This window comes from Pseudomonas leptonychotis (assembly GCF_004920405.1).
Lineage (GTDB): Bacteria > Pseudomonadota > Gammaproteobacteria > Pseudomonadales > Pseudomonadaceae > Aquipseudomonas > Aquipseudomonas leptonychotis.
The window spans coordinates 391,609-408,811 of sequence record NZ_RFLV01000003.1; the positions used below are offsets into that span (position 1 = coordinate 391,609).

Sequence of the window (17,203 nt, forward strand, 5' to 3'; positions counted from 1 at the left end):
GACAGTGAGCAAGGCTGATAGGGAAACCCCTCCCAGGATGAAACTAACAATCAACCTGACGTCACGGTTGGTTACCCCTGGTTCCTCCAACTGATTGGACATAACGGTATGCACTGCAAAACCTCAAGACGAACCTTCGTTAAAGGCTTGGCCGCCACCGGCATTCTCGGAGGCCTTGGCTTGTGGCGCACTCCCGTTTGGGCGGTGACCAGCCCAGGTCAGCCCAACGTATTGACTGGCACCGACTTCGACTTGTTCATTGGTGAAACGCCAGTAAACATAACCGGCGCAACCCGGACCGCGATGGCTATTAACGGGTCTATTCCAGGGCCAATTTTGCGCTGGAAGGAAGGTGACACCGTCACGTTGCGGGTGAAAAACCGCTTGACCGAAGACACCTCGATTCACTGGCACGGCATCATTTTGCCCGCCAACATGGATGGTGTACCTGGCTTGAGCTTCCACGGCATCGCGCCCGATGGCATGTACGAGTACTGGTTCAAGGTCAATCAAAACGGTACCTACTGGTACCACAGCCACTCGGGGTTGCAGGAGCAGATCGGCGTGTACGGCGCTTTGGTCATCGATGCCAAAGAGCCTGAGCCATTCAGCTATGACCGTGACTACGTGGTGATGCTGACTGACTGGACCGATGAAGACCCAACCCGGTTATTGGCCAAGCTCAAAAAACAGTCGGACTACTACAACTTTCATAAACGCACCGTTGGCGACTTTATCAACGACGTCAGCGAGCAAGGTTGGTCGGCAACAATTGCAGATCGCAAGATGTGGGCTGAAATGAAGATGAGCCCCACCGATCTCGCCGACGTCAGCGCCTATACCTACACCTACCTGATGAACGGCCAGGCACCTAATGGCAACTGGACCGGTATCTTCAAGCCGGGTGAAAAGCTCCGTTTGCGCTTTATCAACGGTTCGGCGATGAGCTACTTCGACGTACGTATCCCCGGTTTGAAGATGACCGTGGTGGCCGCCGACGGCCAGTACGTAAGCCCGGTCAGTGTCGACGAGTTCCGTATCGCCGTTGCCGAGACCTACGACGTGATTGTCGAGCTCGCCGAGCAAGAGGCTTACACCATTTTTGCTCAGTCCATGGATCGCACCGGCTATGCCCGCGGCACTCTGGCTATACGAGAGGGCTTAAGCGCTGCAGTACCCGAAACGGATCCTCGCCCCCTGATCGCCATGGGCGACATGGGTATGGATCACGGCAGCATGGCGGGTATGGACCATGGCAGCATGGCGGGTATGGACCATGGCAGCATGCAAGGCGACATGAGCGGCATGGATCACAGCAAGATGGCCGGTATGGGCGCTGGCGGGATGCAAGGTGACATGGCGGGCATGGATCACAGCAAAATGGCCGACATGGACCATTCAGGTATGGCGGGGATGGGCGCAGGCGCAGCAATGCAAGCGCACCCAGCCTCTGAAACCAATAACCCGCTGGTCGACATGCAGACCATGACCCCGACCCACAAGCTGGACGATCCGGGCATCGGACTGCGTGGTAATGGTCGTCGCGTGCTGACCTATTCCGACTTGAAAAGCACCTTCCCCGATCCGGACGGCCGTGAGCCTAGCCGAACCATTGAGCTGCACCTCACCGGGCACATGGAGAAATTTTCTTGGTCATTCGACGGCATCAAGTTCTCGGATGCTGAGCCGTTGCGCCTTAAGTACGGCGAGCGCGTGCGCATCACGCTGGTCAACGACACCATGATGACGCACCCCATCCACCTTCACGGTATGTGGAGTGATCTGGAGGATGCGAACGGCAACTTTATGGTTCGAAAACACACCATCGACATGCCGCCAGGTTCCAAACGCAGCTATCGAGTAACGGCTGATGCATTGGGTCGCTGGGCCTACCACTGCCACCTGCTACTCCACATGGAAATGGGCATGTTCCGTGAAGTTCGTGTGGATGAGTAAAGGAGATATCTGATGAGCATTTTAATGAAGCGAAAAGCCCTGGTTGGCAGCGCTGCTATGTTGAGCCTTTGGGCTGTTCTGTATGTTCCGCTGTCATTGGCCGGTGCAGGTCACAGTGAGCACGAACAACACGCGACTCAAGCCCCTGCGTCTGAAGCCGCAAGTGAAAAAAATACTGAGCACGCGAAGGCAAAGGCTGCGGCTAGCCAGCAAATGGATCATGGCGGCATGGACCACGAAAACATGATGGATAAGCATGGCGGCAGCGAAGCCGAAGCAGGTTCGAACCATGACCACTAGGCTTTTACACCCGTCCCTAATAGCACTGGCAGTGTCGCTGAGCGTGCTTAGCAGCGGGTTAACTCACGCTGCAGAGGAAATGGATCATTCGGCCATGGGCCACGGTTCCATGCCGATGGACCATAGCAAGATGAACCACGGCTCTACCAAAGAACCGATGCCGGGCATGGATCATAGCCAGATGGGTCACAGCCAAAGCCAGCCCCCCAAAAAAGCTCCGGCTATGGACCACAGCAAGATGGGTCACGGCGCCATGCAAGGGCAGATGGAGGGTATGGATCATACAAAGATGAACCATGGTTCCGCTGTAACCCCGAGAACGACCAGTCGCACGCCTATCCCGGTTCTGACAGATGCGGATCGTGAAGCCGCGTTTCCGCCGTTACCCGGGCACAAGGTTCACGACAGCGCCATCAACAGCTTTTTCCTGCTTGACCAACTCGAATACCAGGATGCCGATGAGGGCAGTACCTTGGCCTGGGATGCCTCCGGCTGGATTGGCGGTGACATCAATCGCCTGTGGCTGCGCTCCGAGGGTGAACGCACCAATGGTGTCACTGAGGACGCTGAGCTGCAGGCCCTGTACGGCCGCTCAATCGGCCCATGGTGGGATGTAGTCGCGGGGGTTCGCCAGGACTTCAAACCAGAGTCGCCACAGACCTGGGCTGCCTTCGGCATTCAGGGCATGGCGCTGTATGCCTTCGAGACTGAGGCCACTGCCTTTGTCGGCGAAAACGGCCAGACGGCTGCACGCTTAGAAGGCGAGTACGACATCCTGCTGACCAATCGCCTGATCCTCCAGCCGACCGCAGAAGTGAACTTCTATGGCAAGAACGATCCCGAGCGCGGCATAGGTTCCGGCCTGGCCAATGCAGAGGTCGGTTTACGTCTGCGCTACGAGATCATTCCCCAGTTCGCGCCCTACATCGGCGTTTCCTGGAGTCGCTCCTACGGCAACACTGCCGACTTAGTGCGCGATGAGGGCGGGGATGTTGAAGAGGCACGCTTGGTTGCCGGTATTCGGATGTGGTTTTGAGAACCTGAAGAGCCTGACATGAAAAAAACAATTAAAACCCTGGTGGCGGCGAGCGTAGTCGGAAGTATGGCGGTAGGTGCCGTGGCCTATTTGGGCCTGATCAACGTGGGCGCCGATGACCCTCACTTCCCTGCAGTACATGCATTCCTGACGATGGCCCGTGATCGCTCTATCGAAGTGCGCTCCAAGGACATTGAGGTGCCTAACCTCAATGACGAGGCGCTGATTAAAGCTGGCGCAGGCAACTACAACTCGATGTGCATCGGCTGCCATTTGGCACCGGGCGTCGCGGAAACTGAGCTAAGCCAAGCACTTTACCCCGCTCCGCCTAACCTCGCGAAGATGGGTATCGATGACAGTCCAGCCGCCGCGTTCTGGGTGATCAAACATGGCATCAAGGCCACTGGCATGCCGGCCTGGGGCAAGAGCATGGGTGACCCGTATATCTGGGGCATGGTCGCATTCCTCAACCAGTTGCCGAAAATGGATGCCCAGCAATATCAAGCGCTGGTTGCATCGAGCGGTGGTCACGAGCATGGCGGTGGTGAGACCCAGATGCATAACCACGAAGGCCAGCATGGCAGCGCCAAGTCGGATCATCATGCCGAGCCTGAAGCTGCAACAGATCATCATGCTCCAGATAGCCCAAAAGCGAACGCTAGTGCCAGTCATCATGGCGATTCGGCGAAGAGTACGGATCATCACGCAGCCGATATGACGCCATCAGATAGCGGTGCAGGCCACCATGCGGCGGATGCTCAGGGTGGCGCTGATCATCACACCACAGAGCCAACTCAACAGGAGCAGGCCCCGACCACCGCGCCCAAAAACCACACCCATGCCGACGGTAAGGAGCACCTTCATGACAGCTAAACGTAAAGGCGCGCGAGTGGCGATGCTGGCAGCCTTGTTTATGACCTCAGCCGTTCATTCAGCTGATGCCCTGACAATCGACGTTCACCGTGATGCAAATTGCGGATGCTGCAAAAAGTGGATCTCGCACCTGGAAGCGAGCGGCTTCAACGTCATCGACCATGTCGAGCGCGACATGACCTCGGTGAAGCAACGACTCGGCGTTGCACCGCGACTGGCGTCCTGCCATACCGCCGTAATCGACGGCAAGTTTGTCGAGGGGCATGTGCCAGCGGCGCAAATAATCGAGCTGTCCAAGCGCAATGACCTGGCCGGCATCGCCGTTCCTGGCATGCCGGCAGGCTCGCCAGGTATGGAGGTTGGTGGTGCTCAGCACGCCTATCAAGTGATCGGCTTGACCAAGACCGGTGCTGACCAAATTATTGCCGACTACCCCGCGAAGTAACCCCCACTAAAACCGAGGCCTCACACCTTGATAAATGGGGCCTCGGGGTCATGATTGCCCAGGCATGCGGCCTCTTTTCACACCCTGCCAATATCGCCTACGACTGACCACGCAATTAGTCGCTATACATCCATATAAAAAGGCGTCCGAGGCTAACTAGAGCTATCTCCAAACCAAAGAAGCCTTAATGGAGACAGCAGCCGATAACGTTTAAACATGACTCCTGGCCATTTTTACGGCCTGCAATTTAACTAGCCATGCACCAAAGACCTTGGTCGACTTGGCCCCACCGCGCACGCTGGTTAAGCTGCTGACCTTTTGCCCGAGCCTTTGCCATGCCTGTTTCCGAGATTGTGCTGCTGGTACTTGCCGGTTTTGCCGCTGGCGGCATGAATGCCCTGGCGGGTGGCGGCACGTTCTTCTCCTTTCCGGCGCTGCTCGCGGCAGGCCTGCCTCCGGTGACCGCCAACGCCACCAATGCTGTGGCGTTATGGCCGGCCAGCCTGGCTGGAGCCTGGGCGGCGCGCGCTTCGCTACGCCCACTCGGCCGCTATTTACTGCCGTTGCTGGTTGCCGGCCTGGCGGGCGGCTTGCTCGGTGGGCTGCTGTTGCTGGTGGGCGGCGATGCGGTATTTGCCACCCTGATTCCCTGGCTGCTGCTGGCTGCCACCGCGCTGTTTGCCGCCAGCCCCTGGCTGAGTCGCTGGCTGGCAGCCCGTCGCGCCGAGGCGGCACAACCGCCGCACAGCCCGTTGTCATTGGCCGCACATATCGGCGTATCGATCTATGGCGGCTACTTCGGCGCCGGCATGGGTATTCTGCAACTGGCAGCGTTCTCCATCGAAGGCCATCCACTGGCCCGCGCCAATGCCCTCAAGAACCTGATTTCGGCGGTGATCTACAGCGTCGCCACGGCGACCTTTATCATCGCTGGCCGGGTTAGCTGGTATGAGCTGGTAATTCTGCTGGTGGGCGCCACCGTCGGCGGCTATGTCGGCGGCGCGCTGGGCCAGCGTTTGCCAGCCAAGCTCCTGCGCATACTGGTGATCAGTGTGGGCAGCGGCATGACGCTCTATTACTTCTGGGCGACCTATTTCGCCCAGTAGCACTCCTAGAACCTGTGCAAAGGTTCGCGAGCTAGAGCCATGCGAGCCTGTTTTCAACGCAGCAGGGCCTACGCGCAGCAGGCTTGAATAGGTTCTTAATGCTTGCCGCGCTTGCGAAACTCAACCGGAGTCTCACCGACCCAACGCTTGAAGGCGCGGTAGAAGGTGCTCGGCTCGGAGAAGCCGGTGCGTTCGACGATCACCTCGATACGCTCATCGGTGTTGAGCAGCAGGTCTTTGGCCAACCGGCAACGATAATCAGTGACCAGATCATTGAAGCGCACCCCGGCCATCGCCAGGCGCTCGCGCAGCCGCCGCGCCGGCATATTCAAGCGCGCCGCCACTTGTTCCAGGGTCGCGCCGCTGTCGACCAGCAACTCGCCGATCAACTCGCGCACCTTACGCACCAGGTCCAGTCGCTCCACCTCGGCCAGCTGCCGGCGCGCCAGCGACTCATGCATACGCAGCAGTTCGGGCGCGGCATGCCGTGAGGTCTTGTCCAAGACTGAAGCATTGAACACCAGCGCATAACGCTCGCTACCCAGTTGCGCAGGGCAACCATAGACCTGCTGATAACGCTCAGGCGGTGCGCCGTCCGTGTGCATAAGCTGCACTTCATGGGGGCTGAAATCGCCTTCGGTCAGCGCCGCAAACAAGCGAATCACCGCGCCGGCGAGCATTTCTGGAAAATGCCGTGACGTACCAGGGGTCATACCAAGCACCAGTACGGCGCGCTCGCCCTGCACCTCCAGCGTGGCATTCAGGGTATCGGAGAGCAGGCGCACATAGCGCAAGGCATGGCGCAGGCCTTCACCGAAGGTTTCACTGGATAAAAACAGATACTCCAACAGCAAGCCGTGGAACGCCGGCAGATGCTGAGCCAGGTAGAGGCCGACATGCTCTTCGCCGCATTCATCGGTGGCAGCCTTCCAGAACAGCGCCTGGGCAGCATGGGGAAAGCGCCCGGCAGGCAAGCCACCAGGCGGTAGGCCAACGCGTGCGAGCACCCGATCAGGGTCGGTACCGCTGGCACGCAAGGCGTCGATCACCGGGCGCATCAGCGCCACGTCGTCAGTCAAGTCACGCATTTTTCAGGAGTTCTTATTGTTCGCGAGGCGCGGCCATCTTAGGCAGCTTTAGGTCCTGCGCTCAAGGCGTGAATCACCCGCGGTTAAGCGATTGGCTGGCTTGCCGTAGGCCGAGGCAACGCGGCCAATGCACAGTGGCGCTGGCCGACTAAGCTGCTGCCACCCGTTCTGAGGAGTGTGCCCATGGCCATCAATTGGCTCGAACTGCCCGCACCACCTGCCCTTTTTGGCCTGTTTGCTCGCGCAGCACTGCGCCGGCGCGTCACTGGCCGCAGCCTGCCCGAGCTGGGTGTGCGTTGCCAGGTCACGGTCGACCCCGCGCATCTGGCGCGCTACCGGCAAATCTGTGGCTTTGCCGATGACCACCTGCTGCCTGCACCTTACCCGCACATCCTGGCGTTTGCCCTGCAGATGCGGTTGCTCACCGACAAGCGTTTTCCTTTCCCGCTGCTCGGCCTGGTGCACCTGGAGAACCATATTCGAGTGCTGCGCCCACTCGGCGGTCTCGGGCCGTTTAGCGTGAGCGTGCAGGTTCAGGACCTGCAACCCCACGACAAAGGCGTGACTTTCAGCCTGATCACCCAGCTCCACGATCAACTCGGCCTGCTCTGGGAAGGCGATAGCCGCATTCTTTGCCGCGCTTTGCGTCTGGACGGCACACCGGCCGAACGCGAAGCCGAAACGGCACTTGATCAGACCACTCTGGCGCACTGGCGCGCGCCAGCAGATATCGGCCGCCGTTATGCGCGCATCGCCGGCGACTACAACCCGATCCATATGTTTGCCGCCACCGCCAAGCTGTTCGGCTTCCCCCGCGCGATTGCCCATGGCCTGTGGAACAAGGGCCGCGCCTTGGCCGTGCTGGGCACACGCCTGCCTGCTGCCGGCTATGCCGTAAGCGTGCGGTTTCAAAAACCGGTGCTGCTGCCCAGCGACGTACGCTTACTGGCCAGTGAGCCGGCCAGCAGTGGTCAATTCAGTCTGCTCGGTCAGGATGAATTGACGCATATGAGCGGCAGCTGGCAGCCGCTCGACTGAAACCTGCCTGAAATAAAGCATGCGCCGCCGGTAATCACCCGGCAGTCGCTTGCGCAGAGCAGATGAACCCCCGAAGCTATGCGCCTCGTAACTGGAGCGCTCGATGAACCTCGCCGAACTGACTACCCGCCTGCACGCCATTCGCGACCGTAACGACTGGCGGCCATTTCACAGCCCGAAGAATCTGGCCATGGCTGCCAGTGTAGAAATGGCCGAGCTGGTGGAAATCTTCCAATGGCTGACCGAGGCGCAATCACGCCAGCTGCCGGCCGACGAGCTGGCCCATGCTGGCCAAGAAATCGGCGATATCGTGCTCTACCTGCTGTTGCTGTGCAGTGAGCTGGGCCTGGATATGGAGCACGTCGTCCGCGCCAAACTGGCAGACAGCGAGAGGCGCTTTCTCAATGACTGATCGACACTTCGACGAGCTGGCCACGCGCTTTGCAGAAAAAATCTATGGCGGCGCCAAGGGTGCAATTCGCCTCGCCGTGCTCCAGGCCGACCTGGCCGAGGCCCTGCCCGAACGACCGTTGCGGGTGCTGGATATTGGCGCGGGGCTTGGCCATATGTCGCTGTGGCTGGCCGAGCGCGGCCATCAGGTGACGCTGACCGAACCTGCAGCCCCGATGCTGGCCGGCGCCCGCGAGCGCTTTGCCGCCGCCGGGCAGCAGGCCACGTTTATCCAAGCACCCTGGCAAGACTTGCTCGGTCAGCTGGAGCAGCCCTATGACCTGGTGATCTGCCACGCGGTGCTCGAATGGCTGGGCGAACCGCACAGCATCCTGCCGGTGCTGCACCAGCTGTGCGCGCCCGGCGGCTGGCTGTCGCTGGCGTTCTACAACAAGGATGCGCTGATCTACCGCAACCTGCTCAAGGGTCACTTCCGCAAGCTGCGCAAGGCCGAATTCGCCGGTGAAAAACAGAGCCTGACCCCACAAATGCCGCTTGATCCACGCGAGCTGGCGGCGCAACTTGAGGCTAATTGGCAGGTCGAAAGCCAGAGTGGCGTACGGGTATTTCACGACTATATGCCGCAGCCGTTCCAGGCCAAGGCCGAGCTGCTCGACCTGCTGGAAATGGAGCTGGCCTACCGCCGCCACCCCAGCTTTGCCGGGCTGGGCCGTTATCTACACTGGATCTGCCGGCCACGCTGACAGACCGTTGAAAAACTACCTGCGTTGGCAATACTGCGTTAAAAACAGGCTCGGAATGCTCATTTACAACAGTAAACTCCGCCTCCTCGCCTATTTTTGCCTTGTCTTGCCGGCCTCGCCTACGTTTCTCAACGACCTGCCATGCCCCTATTCGAGTAGCAGGAGTCATGCATGAAACAGCTCTGGATTTTACTGCTACTGGCCGCCCTCGCGGCCTGTCAGAGCCACAACCCTTATGTCGCCGACAGCAAACCGCTGCCGCCAGCACCTGCGCACTCGCCGCAACAGCTGGACCGCAGCGCCTACCCGGCCGCGCCACGCGATTATGGCCGCTACCGCACCTGGAGCTGGCAACGCCTGCCCGCCGGCACAGCCTGGGCCAGCTCGGAGCAGGTGCAGGAAGCCCTGAGCAACGCCCTCGACCAACGCGGCCTGCGCCCGTATCGCGCTGGCAAAGCCAGTGATCTGAAGGTCAGCGCTGAACTGCGCCTCGAACAACGCACTCGCCAGGTACGCGAGGACTATGGCAGCCAGTACGGCCATAACCGCTATGACGACCAATACGGCATGTGGGGCAGCGCGCCGCGGGTGCGCAGCTATACCGAAGAAGTCATGGTGCTGCGCATCGAACTGTTCGATGGCCAGGATGGTCAGCCGATCTGGAGTACCAGCGCCGAAACCCTCAGCAGCGGCAGCCAGAGTGAACGCGCCGCCGCGCTGCGCAACGCGGTACAACAGGCTCTGGCGGCGTATCCGCCAAGCTGATCGCTGCATTAAAGGAGAGCACCCATGCGTGCATCACTGCTGTTACTACCCCTGCTATTGATCCTCAGCGCCTGCCAAACGCCGCAGCTGGAACGCGATTTCGACCCCAGTCGGGATTTTGCCGCCTACCGCAGCTGGAGCTGGCAGGAGCCGGGCGTGCAATACAAACCCGATGACCCGCGCATCAACAGTGATCTCACCGGCCAGCGTATCCGCAGCGCCATCAGCGAGCAGCTCGACCAGCGTGGCTTGCGCGAGGCAGCCGCGAACAGCGCGGGCGATCTCAAGGTGCAGGTGTGGATGATCGTCGACAACCGCCAGCAGCAAGTCAGCACCCAAATGGGCGGGAGCTGGGGCAACCCATGGGGCGGCGGTTTCTGGGGTGGCCCGAGTTATGTGGAAACCCGCACCTTGGACTACCAGGTCGGCACTCTGCAGATCGATCTGCTCGACGGCAAAGACGGCAAGCTGGTCTGGCGCGGCAGTGCCGAACAGGTACTGCGCAACCGCCAGCCCAGCCCGAGCGAGCGCGAAGCATCGATTCGCAGCACGGTCGCCGAAGTGCTAAGTCAGTACCCGCCACATTAATCCGCCATTTCCAAATGCACGACTGACTAACAAGGATGTTGCATGAGCCCAACCCCACTCCTCAGCCACCGCCCCGCCGCGGCGGCTGACCTGGCCGAAATTGTCAGCTTTCCACAAAGCGCTGATGAGCTGTTCTTCTGCTACCCCAAAGCCGACTGGCCGCTGAGCATCGGCCAGCTGGCCGCCGCCATCGCTGAGCGCCGCGACAGCACTGTGGTGTTGCTCGATGGCCAGGTGGCCGGCTTTGCCAACTTTTATCAGTGGCATTACGACGATTACTGCGCGCTGGGCAACCTGATGGTCGCGCCCTGGGCACGCGGGCATGGTGTGGCGCACGCTCTGGTGGCGGTGATGGAGCAGCTTGCGCGTGAGCATTACCACGCCAAACGCATGCAGGTGTCGTGCTTCAACGCTAACAGCGCCGGCCTGCTGCTCTACCCCAAGCTCGGCTATGCCCTGAGCGGCGTGGTCGAACGGCGTGACCCCAAAGGCCAGCGCGTGGCGCTGATTCAGTTCAGCAAAACCCTGTAGGCCGGTTTACAGGTCCCAGTCCGGCCGATCCGCCAGCCGCTCGATCAAAAAATCCAGCAACGCCCGCAACGCCGGCGGCATCTGTCGGCGTGTGCCGTAGAGGGCGTGAATGCCCAGTTGCTGCGGTTCGTAGTCGGGCAACAACTGCACCAGCGTCCCGGAACGCAGCTGTGCGCTGACCGAGTAACGCGGCTGCAGGCTGATGCCGGTATCGGCCAGCACCGCTTCCAGCAGCACCATGGACTCATTGGCACTGAGGTTGCCGCTCACCGCCACGGCATGCGGCTCACCGGCGCGGGTGAACTCCCAGATGCTGCGGCCGAAATAGGCGTAACTCAGGCAGTTGTGCTGCGCCAGATCCTCAGGCCGCAGTGGCGTACCGTGCTTGGCCAGATACGCTGGCGTGGCGCACACCACCGAACGGCACACCGCCAGCGGGCGGGCGATCAGGTTGGGGTCGAGTTGATTGGTGATGCGCAGGGCCAGGTCGATACGCGCCTCCACCAGATTGACCGCCTGGCTGCCCACCAACAGGTCGACGCTGACCTGCGGATACCGGCGGATAAATTCATCCAGCGCATGCACCAGCCAGGCCTGGGCCAGCGACTGGCTGCAGGCAATGCGCAAGGTACCGCGCGGCGCAGCCTGATCCGTGCGGCTAATACTCTGCATGGCCTCGGCCATCGCCAGCATCTCGCGGCACTGGCCGAGCAACTGCTCGCCCGCGCCGGTCAGGCTCAGCTTGCGCGTGGTTCGGTGCAGCAAGCGCGCGCCGACCCAGGCCTCCAGCTCGCCGAGATAGCGCGAGACCATGGCCCGCGACATCTCCAGCGCTTCGGCGGCAGCGGTCTGGCTGCCACGCTCCACCACTTCGACAAAGACCCGCGTTGCCATCAGTCGGTCCATGATTAGCTCATATAACGCAACAAATATGCGCAGATTAAGGGGCTTTTTGCTCGATTTAAAGCAATTAAGATCGCCTCACTTACTCAACAGGAGATCAGCATGTCGATCCTCAACCACCTGCGCAGCCTGCTTACCGCCGCCAGCCTGCTTACCCTTGCCACCACGGCCATTGCCCAGCCGCTGACCCTGGATGTCTACAACCCAGGCGCCAAGGCGATCTTTCCGGTTACCTCGACGCTGATCAGCGGCGAGCGCGATATCATTCTGGTCGATGCGCAGTTCTCCACCCGCGAAGCCTTTGAGCTGGTCGAACGTATTCAAGCCAGCGGCAAGAACCTCACCACCATCTTTATCAGCCACGGTGATCCGGATTTCTACTTCGGCCTGGACACCCTGACCCGCGCCTTCCCCAAGGCCAAGGTGCTGGCCACGCCAGAGACCATCGCTTATATCGAAAAAAGCCGTGAGCCGAAGCTGGCCTACTGGGGCCCGATTCTCAAGGACAGCGCGCCAGCCCGTACCCTGGTGCCGCAAGCGCTGCAAGGCGATCACCTGAGCCTGGAAGGCCAACGCATCGAGCTGATCGGTCATGACCCCAAGCACACCAGCCTGTGGATTCCGAGCATCAAGGCCGTAGTCGGCGGCGTGCTGACCTACGCCAATATCCACCCCTGGATTGCCGATGCGCAGACGACGCAAGCGCGTCAGAGCTGGCTGGAATCTCTGGATGAACTGGAAGCGCTGCAGCCGAAAACCCTGGTGCCTGGGCACTTTATGGGCCAGCCGAAGTTGAACCTGGATGACCTGCGTTTTACCCGTAACTACCTCAGTGACCTGGAAGCTGCACTGCCCAACACCAAGAACAGCCAGGCGCTAGTCGAAACGATGCAGACCAAGTACCCGGACCTGCTCGACGCCAGCAGCCTGGAACTGAGCGCCAAGGTACTCAAAGGTGAAATGCAGTGGCCATAAGCTGCAGCCGCTGAAGCACCCCGCAGCAGACGCAAGAGGCCTGGCTCAACGCCAGGCCTTTTTGCATGCGGGGAGCGCTTATCTGGCCTTGCCAGGCTGACGTGGCGGACAGCTTTTCGGCATACTCCTGCACCCTGCCCACTGTGGAGATGCCCATGCCTGCCCCGATCTGGTGGTTACTCGCCCTGCCATTTGTCGCCGGCGCCTGCCTACCCTTGCAGGCGGGGATCAACGGTCAGCTGGCCAAACAGGTGTCCAGCGTATTGGCCGCATCGCTGGTCTCTTTTGCGGTCGGCACCTTGGCATTACTCCTCCTGGTACTCGCCCAGCGTGAATTCCCCAGCCTTGGCGCGTTAAAAGGCCTGACCTGGTGGCACTGGAGCGGCGGCCTGCTTGGGGTGATGTTTATTGCCACCGCCGCCTTTGCCGGGCCCAAGGTCGGCGCACTGCTGTTTATGGTGTTGGTGATTGCCGGGCAACTGAGCATGGCCCTGACGCTGGATCATTTTGGCTGGGCCGGCTTTCGTGAAGCGCCCATCAGCATCGGCAAGTTTGGCGGGCTGCTGCTGATCCTCGCGGGTATCTGGTTGATCCGTCGCGGCTAACGGCTGCAAGCCTCGGCGCACAAGGGCTGCCGTCGGGCTATTGTGATAAGGTGCGCACCCTTTTCGCCCTCTCCGCGTGATGCCTGGCCGCCGTAATTGCCGCCAGCGCCCTGCTCGCAAGCTGTGTTTTATGGCTGCGCCACGCCCGACTTTGATTAACCGATCCGCCCAGGCTTGGCCTGTAACAGCGGACCCAGACGCCGGAACACACCATGCTGCAACGCCTGAAAAACACCTGGTTCTTTAACATTCGTGGCGACGTGCTCGCCGGTCTGGTGGTGGCGCTTGCGCTGATCCCAGAAGCCATCGCCTTCTCCATCATCGCCGGCGTCGACCCCAAAGTGGGCCTGTATGCCTCGTTCTGTATTGCCGTGGTAATTGCCTTTGTCGGCGGCCGTCCCGGCATGATCAGCGCTGCGACCGGGGCCATGGCCTTGGTCATGGTGACACTGGTCAAGGACCATGGCCTGCAATACCTGTTGGCCGCCACGCTATTGACCGGCGTGCTGCAGATCGGCGCCGGCTATCTCAAGCTGGGCAGCCTGATGCGCTTTGTTTCGCGCTCGGTGGTCACCGGCTTCGTCAATGCCCTGGCAATTCTGATCTTTATGGCGCAGCTGCCCGAGCTGACCAACGTCACCTGGCACGTTTACGCCATGTGCGCCGCGGGCTTGGGCATCATCTACCTGTTCCCCTACGTGCCGAAAATCGGTCAGCTGATCCCCTCGCCACTGGTGTGCATTTTGACCATGACCGCCGTGGCGATGTACTTCGGTTTGGATATCCGTACCGTCGGTGACATGGGCGAGCTGCCAGACACCCTGCCAATCTTCCTCTGGCCGGACGTACCGCTGAACCTGGAAACCCTGGGCATCATCTTCCCTTACGCCGCCGCATTGGCCGTGGTCGGCCTGCTGGAATCGATGATGACCGCCACCATCATTGATGACCTGACCGACACCAACAGCGACAAAAACCGCGAATGCAAAGGCCAGGGCGTGGCTAACATCGCGTCTGGCCTGCTCGGCGGCATGGCCGGCTGCGCGATGATCGGTCAGTCGGTGATCAACGTGAAATCCGGCGGCCGTGGCCGCCTGTCGTGCCTGGTGGCCGGCGCGGTGCTGTTGTTGATGGTGGTGTTTCTCAGTGACTGGGTCAGCCAGATCCCCATGGCCGCACTGGTGGCGGTGATGATCATGGTGTCGATCGGCACCTTCAGCTGGGACTCGATCCGCAACCTGAAAACCTTCCCGCTCTCCACCAATATCGTCATGCTCGCCACCGTGGCAGTGACCGTTTATACCCACAACCTGGCGTACGGCGTGTTTGTCGGCGTACTGTTGGCCGCGATGTTTTTCGCCAACAAGATCGGCCATTTCCTCTACATCAACTCCGAAGCCGCCAGCGATGGCAGCCAGCGCACCTACACAGTGGTAGGCCAGGTGTTCTTCAGCTCCGCCGACAAGTTCGTGGCTGCCTTTGATTTCAAGGAAGCCGTGAGCAAGGTCATTATCGACCTGTCCCGCGCGCATTTCTGGGACATTACCGCCGTCGCGGCCTTGGATAAGGTGGTGATCAAGCTGCGCCGTGAAGGCACCGAAGTTGAAGTGCTGGGCCTCAATGAAGCCAGCGCCACTATCGTTGACCGCTTCGGTGTGCACGATAAAGAAAACGCCACCGATCTACTCTCGGGCCACTAAAAGGAAGATGTTATGACCCAAGTAATGGCGTGTATTGATGGCTCGCAATCCACTCGCGCAGTTTGCGACTATGCCGCGTGGGCCAGCCAGCGCCTGAGCGCACCGCTGACCCTGCTGCATGTATTGGATGAAGTGCAGTACCCAACCCGCAGCGACCTGTCCGGCGCTATCGGTTTGGGCAGCCGCGAGCATTTGCTCGAAGAGCTGGCCAGCCTGGATCAGCAACGCCATAAACTGGCCATGGAACAAGGTCGGCTGATGCTCGAAGCGGCCCGCGAAAGGGTGCAAGCCGATGGTGTGGAGCCTGCTCAGCTGCGCCAGCGCCATGGCGACCTGGTGAACTGCCTGGGTGAGCTGGAAGATGATATCCGCCTGCTGGTTATCGGTCGTCAAGGCGCGTCCAGCGACAGCCTTAACCAACCGCTAGGTGGTCACTTAGAGAACGTCATCCGCACCCTGCACCGGCCGATCTTGGTCAGCTGCGGTGCATTCAAAGCGCCGCAAAGCTACATGCTGGCCTATGACGGCAGCGCCACCGCGCGTAAAAGCCTGGAGATGATCGCGGCCAGCCCGCTGCTCAAAGGCCTGCCGTGTCATCTGCTGATGATCGGTGCCGACACCAGCGATGCCAGGGAACAACTGAAAGCCGCTGCACGGGTAATAGAAGGCTCAGCCAGCGAAGTGCACACTGTCATTCGCGCCGGTGAAGTAGAGCCCACCCTGCACGCCTATCAACTGGAGCAAGGCATCGATCTGCTGGCCATGGGGGCTTACGGCCACTCGCGGATTCGTCAGTTTTTGCTCGGCAGTACCACCACCACCCTGCTGCGCACCAGCCCATCAGCGCTGCTGATTCTGCGTTGATTTGCCAGGCATCGCCGCCATAACCGGCGGCGATGCCTGGGCTTACCGAAGCCTGCGCCGCCGACTGCGTACTGGCACTCTGACAGCTTTTTCACGATGAACGCGTTATGCTGCGATCACGTCATTTTTTGTGATCACAGGCCATGACCGATTCCCTCGTCCCTCGTCAACCGCAGGCCTTTGCGCTCTGGCGCGAAGCCCAGGACACGCGCATCCGCACGCCGCTGGGTGGCATTTATTACCTGCTGGCGTGACTGCTCACCTGGGGGTTCAGCAATGACCCACAGGCCCTGTTGGTGCCAGGGCTGCTCGGTATTGCCGTGTTTGCGCTGCTGTTAGCGCTGCGTTTGCTGCACCGCTTGCCCGAAGAACAAACGCCCACCGCGCTAAAACGTTGGCTCAACCACCACTGGCTGCTGATTCTCAGCACCGCATTGGCCTGGGGGCTGGCCCATGCGCTGGCCCAGATGCACGTGCTGTTCAGCAGTTCGACGATCATCGCCACCCTCAGCACCATTGCCTTCAGCACCGCGCTGGTGTTCACCTTCTCGATGCGCAAGAAGCGAGCGACCCTGGCCTTGATGCTGCTTTATCTGCCTGGGCTGCTCAGCCTGGCGACAGATTGGCAAATGAAACACGCCATCGTGATTACCCTGGGTTTCTACCTGAGCTATCTGCTGCTGGCGCTCAACCGCAGCCACCGCGAATACCACAACACCCTGAAACTGGAACTGCAACTGCTCGACCAGCAAGAGCGTCTCGACCAGCTCAGCCGCACCGACAGCCTGACCCAGCTGGGTAACCGCTATCAGTTCAACAGCCTGTTTCCGGTGATGGTGGCCAACGCCCAACGGCAGAGCCAGCCGCTGTCGCTGGTACTGCTGGATATCGACTTCTTCAAACGGATCAACGATGAGTACGGACACGCCTGCGGTGATGTCTGCCTGAGCGCTTTTGCCGAACGCATGCGCCACAATTTCCGCCGCGGCGGTGATGCCTTGCTGCGCCTGGGCGGTGAAGAGTTCGGCATTCTGATGCCCAACACGCCCCTGGAAAAAGCCCGCCAACTGGCCGAGCTATTCCGTCAGGATCTGGAGCGCGAAGGTTTCAACTTACAGGAAACCGTGCTGCCGCTAACCGCAAGCCTGGGGGTTGGTTGTTACGACATGCAGCGCGATGACAACGCCGAAGCATTCTTCAAGCGCGTCGATGATGCGCTCTATCAAGCCAAGAGCAACGGCCGCAACCGCCTGGCGCTTGCCTGACCCGACATGCA

Annotated in this window: 19 protein-coding genes; 17 read left to right on the forward strand and 2 right to left on the reverse strand. The window is 60.5% G+C overall.

The genetic code is table 11. From position 1 onward, the window contains the following. Window positions 1-108 precede the first annotated feature (108 nt). The 6 genes from D8779_RS16135 (at window position 109) to D8779_RS16160 (ending at window position 5,716) form a co-directional block, all read left to right on the forward strand. Entirely contained in the window at window positions 109-1,956 is a 1,848-nt protein-coding gene (locus D8779_RS16135) for a copper resistance system multicopper oxidase (RefSeq protein WP_136665511.1), read from the forward strand. A gap of 12 nt (window positions 1,957-1,968) precedes the next feature. Then, window positions 1,969-2,256 carry a hypothetical protein gene (locus tag D8779_RS16140; RefSeq protein ID WP_136665512.1) on the forward strand — a complete coding sequence of 96 codons (288 nt, stop codon included), beginning with the start codon at window positions 1,969-1,971 and terminating at the stop codon, window positions 2,254-2,256. Continuing rightward, complete coding sequence (locus D8779_RS16145) at window positions 2,246-3,292, forward strand: copper resistance protein B (RefSeq protein ID WP_136665513.1); 1,047 nt, start codon at window positions 2,246-2,248, stop codon at window positions 3,290-3,292. The genes D8779_RS16140 and D8779_RS16145 overlap by 11 nt, the downstream gene beginning before the upstream one ends. 18 nt (window positions 3,293-3,310) lie before the next feature. Continuing rightward, entirely contained in the window at window positions 3,311-4,165 is an 855-nt protein-coding gene (locus D8779_RS16150) for a c-type cytochrome (protein WP_136665514.1), read from the forward strand. Next, entirely contained in the window at window positions 4,155-4,610 is a 456-nt protein-coding gene (locus tag D8779_RS16155) for a DUF411 domain-containing protein (protein WP_136665515.1), read from the forward strand. The genes D8779_RS16150 and D8779_RS16155 overlap by 11 nt, the downstream gene beginning before the upstream one ends. A 335-nt stretch (window positions 4,611-4,945) precedes the next feature. Continuing rightward, complete coding sequence (locus D8779_RS16160; protein ID WP_136665516.1) at window positions 4,946-5,716, forward strand: sulfite exporter TauE/SafE family protein; 771 nt, start codon at window positions 4,946-4,948, stop codon at window positions 5,714-5,716. A 95-nt stretch (window positions 5,717-5,811) separates the two neighbouring features. On the opposite strand, the gene D8779_RS16165 is transcribed toward D8779_RS16160, so the two are convergent. Beyond that, window positions 5,812-6,804 carry an AraC family transcriptional regulator gene (locus D8779_RS16165; RefSeq protein WP_136665517.1) on the reverse strand — a complete coding sequence of 331 codons (993 nt, stop codon included), beginning with the start codon at window positions 6,802-6,804 and terminating at the stop codon, window positions 5,812-5,814. Between the two features lie 183 nt (window positions 6,805-6,987). On the opposite strand from D8779_RS16165, the gene D8779_RS16170 reads away from it, so the two are divergent. The 6 genes from D8779_RS16170 to D8779_RS16195 all read left to right on the forward strand — a co-directional run bounded on the left by D8779_RS16170 (window position 6,988) and on the right by D8779_RS16195 (window position 10,880). Further along, entirely contained in the window at window positions 6,988-7,842 is an 855-nt protein-coding gene (locus D8779_RS16170; RefSeq protein WP_136665518.1) for a MaoC family dehydratase, read from the forward strand. A gap of 103 nt (window positions 7,843-7,945) precedes the next feature. Next, window positions 7,946-8,254 (forward strand): MazG-like family protein, encoded by a 309-nt coding sequence (locus tag D8779_RS16175; protein WP_136665519.1) that lies wholly within the window; start codon window positions 7,946-7,948, stop codon window positions 8,252-8,254. Continuing rightward, entirely contained in the window at window positions 8,247-8,996 is a 750-nt protein-coding gene (locus D8779_RS16180; protein WP_136665520.1) for a methyltransferase, read from the forward strand. Before D8779_RS16175 ends, D8779_RS16180 begins: the two co-directional genes overlap by 8 nt. Window positions 8,997-9,167: 171 nt before the next feature. Next, on the forward strand, window positions 9,168-9,761 hold the full coding sequence (locus D8779_RS16185; protein ID WP_136665521.1) for a DUF4136 domain-containing protein: 594 nt from the start codon (window positions 9,168-9,170) through the stop codon (window positions 9,759-9,761). 24 nt (window positions 9,762-9,785) lie between these two features. Next, on the forward strand, window positions 9,786-10,349 hold the full coding sequence (locus D8779_RS16190; protein ID WP_136665522.1) for a DUF4136 domain-containing protein: 564 nt from the start codon (window positions 9,786-9,788) through the stop codon (window positions 10,347-10,349). Between the two features lie 42 nt (window positions 10,350-10,391). Continuing rightward, window positions 10,392-10,880: a GNAT family N-acetyltransferase gene (locus D8779_RS16195; protein WP_136665523.1), complete on the forward strand. Its 489-nt coding sequence runs from the start codon at window positions 10,392-10,394 to the stop codon at window positions 10,878-10,880. A gap of 6 nt (window positions 10,881-10,886) precedes the next feature. On the opposite strand, the gene D8779_RS16200 is transcribed toward D8779_RS16195, so the two are convergent. Next, window positions 10,887-11,786, reverse strand: coding sequence for a LysR family transcriptional regulator (locus tag D8779_RS16200; protein WP_136665524.1), 900 nt, complete (start codon window positions 11,784-11,786; stop codon window positions 10,887-10,889). Window positions 11,787-11,885: 99 nt separating this feature from the next. Here D8779_RS16200 and D8779_RS16205 point away from each other — a divergent pair, with 99 nt between their 5' ends. The 5 genes from D8779_RS16205 to D8779_RS16225 all read left to right on the forward strand — a co-directional run bounded on the left by D8779_RS16205 (window position 11,886) and on the right by D8779_RS16225 (window position 17,192). Further along, window positions 11,886-12,758 carry an MBL fold metallo-hydrolase gene (locus tag D8779_RS16205; protein WP_136665525.1) on the forward strand — a complete coding sequence of 291 codons (873 nt, stop codon included), beginning with the start codon at window positions 11,886-11,888 and terminating at the stop codon, window positions 12,756-12,758. A 155-nt stretch (window positions 12,759-12,913) separates the two neighbouring features. Then, the gene (locus D8779_RS16210) at window positions 12,914-13,363 is read left to right on the forward strand and encodes a DMT family transporter (protein ID WP_136665526.1); all 450 of its coding nucleotides are present in this window, start codon (window positions 12,914-12,916) and stop codon (window positions 13,361-13,363) included. 212 nt (window positions 13,364-13,575) lie between these two features. Continuing rightward, entirely contained in the window at window positions 13,576-15,063 is a 1,488-nt protein-coding gene (locus D8779_RS16215) for a SulP family inorganic anion transporter (protein ID WP_136665527.1), read from the forward strand. 12 nt (window positions 15,064-15,075) lie between these two features. Further along, the gene (locus D8779_RS16220; RefSeq protein ID WP_136665528.1) at window positions 15,076-15,927 is read left to right on the forward strand and encodes a universal stress protein; all 852 of its coding nucleotides are present in this window, start codon (window positions 15,076-15,078) and stop codon (window positions 15,925-15,927) included. A 296-nt stretch (window positions 15,928-16,223) separates the two neighbouring features. Then, complete coding sequence (locus tag D8779_RS16225) at window positions 16,224-17,192, forward strand: GGDEF domain-containing protein (protein ID WP_240789751.1); 969 nt, start codon at window positions 16,224-16,226, stop codon at window positions 17,190-17,192. The last annotated feature ends 11 nt before the right edge of the window (window positions 17,193-17,203 follow it).

What these genes read in the sequence shown, in the direction of transcription:
- D8779_RS16135 (WP_136665511.1), top strand. Translation starts at nt 109, where the DNA reads ATGCACTGCAAAACCTCAAGACGAACCTTCGTTAAAGGCTTGGCCGCC.
- D8779_RS16140 (WP_136665512.1), top strand. Translation starts at nt 1,969, where the DNA reads ATGAGCATTTTAATGAAGCGAAAAGCCCTGGTTGGCAGCGCTGCTATG.
- D8779_RS16145 (WP_136665513.1), top strand. Translation starts at nt 2,246, where the DNA reads ATGACCACTAGGCTTTTACACCCGTCCCTAATAGCACTGGCAGTGTCG.
- D8779_RS16150 (WP_136665514.1), top strand. Translation starts at nt 3,311, where the DNA reads ATGAAAAAAACAATTAAAACCCTGGTGGCGGCGAGCGTAGTCGGAAGT.
- D8779_RS16155 (WP_136665515.1), top strand. Translation starts at nt 4,155, where the DNA reads ATGACAGCTAAACGTAAAGGCGCGCGAGTGGCGATGCTGGCAGCCTTG.
- D8779_RS16160 (WP_136665516.1), top strand. Translation starts at nt 4,946, where the DNA reads ATGCCTGTTTCCGAGATTGTGCTGCTGGTACTTGCCGGTTTTGCCGCT.
- D8779_RS16165 (WP_136665517.1), bottom strand. Translation starts at nt 6,804, where the DNA reads ATGCGTGACTTGACTGACGACGTGGCGCTGATGCGCCCGGTGATCGAC.
- D8779_RS16170 (WP_136665518.1), top strand. Translation starts at nt 6,988, where the DNA reads ATGGCCATCAATTGGCTCGAACTGCCCGCACCACCTGCCCTTTTTGGC.
- D8779_RS16175 (WP_136665519.1), top strand. Translation starts at nt 7,946, where the DNA reads ATGAACCTCGCCGAACTGACTACCCGCCTGCACGCCATTCGCGACCGT.
- D8779_RS16180 (WP_136665520.1), top strand. Translation starts at nt 8,247, where the DNA reads ATGACTGATCGACACTTCGACGAGCTGGCCACGCGCTTTGCAGAAAAA.
- D8779_RS16185 (WP_136665521.1), top strand. Translation starts at nt 9,168, where the DNA reads ATGAAACAGCTCTGGATTTTACTGCTACTGGCCGCCCTCGCGGCCTGT.
- D8779_RS16190 (WP_136665522.1), top strand. Translation starts at nt 9,786, where the DNA reads ATGCGTGCATCACTGCTGTTACTACCCCTGCTATTGATCCTCAGCGCC.
- D8779_RS16195 (WP_136665523.1), top strand. Translation starts at nt 10,392, where the DNA reads ATGAGCCCAACCCCACTCCTCAGCCACCGCCCCGCCGCGGCGGCTGAC.
- D8779_RS16200 (WP_136665524.1), bottom strand. Translation starts at nt 11,786, where the DNA reads ATGGACCGACTGATGGCAACGCGGGTCTTTGTCGAAGTGGTGGAGCGT.
- D8779_RS16205 (WP_136665525.1), top strand. Translation starts at nt 11,886, where the DNA reads ATGTCGATCCTCAACCACCTGCGCAGCCTGCTTACCGCCGCCAGCCTG.
- D8779_RS16210 (WP_136665526.1), top strand. Translation starts at nt 12,914, where the DNA reads ATGCCTGCCCCGATCTGGTGGTTACTCGCCCTGCCATTTGTCGCCGGC.
- D8779_RS16215 (WP_136665527.1), top strand. Translation starts at nt 13,576, where the DNA reads ATGCTGCAACGCCTGAAAAACACCTGGTTCTTTAACATTCGTGGCGAC.
- D8779_RS16220 (WP_136665528.1), top strand. Translation starts at nt 15,076, where the DNA reads ATGACCCAAGTAATGGCGTGTATTGATGGCTCGCAATCCACTCGCGCA.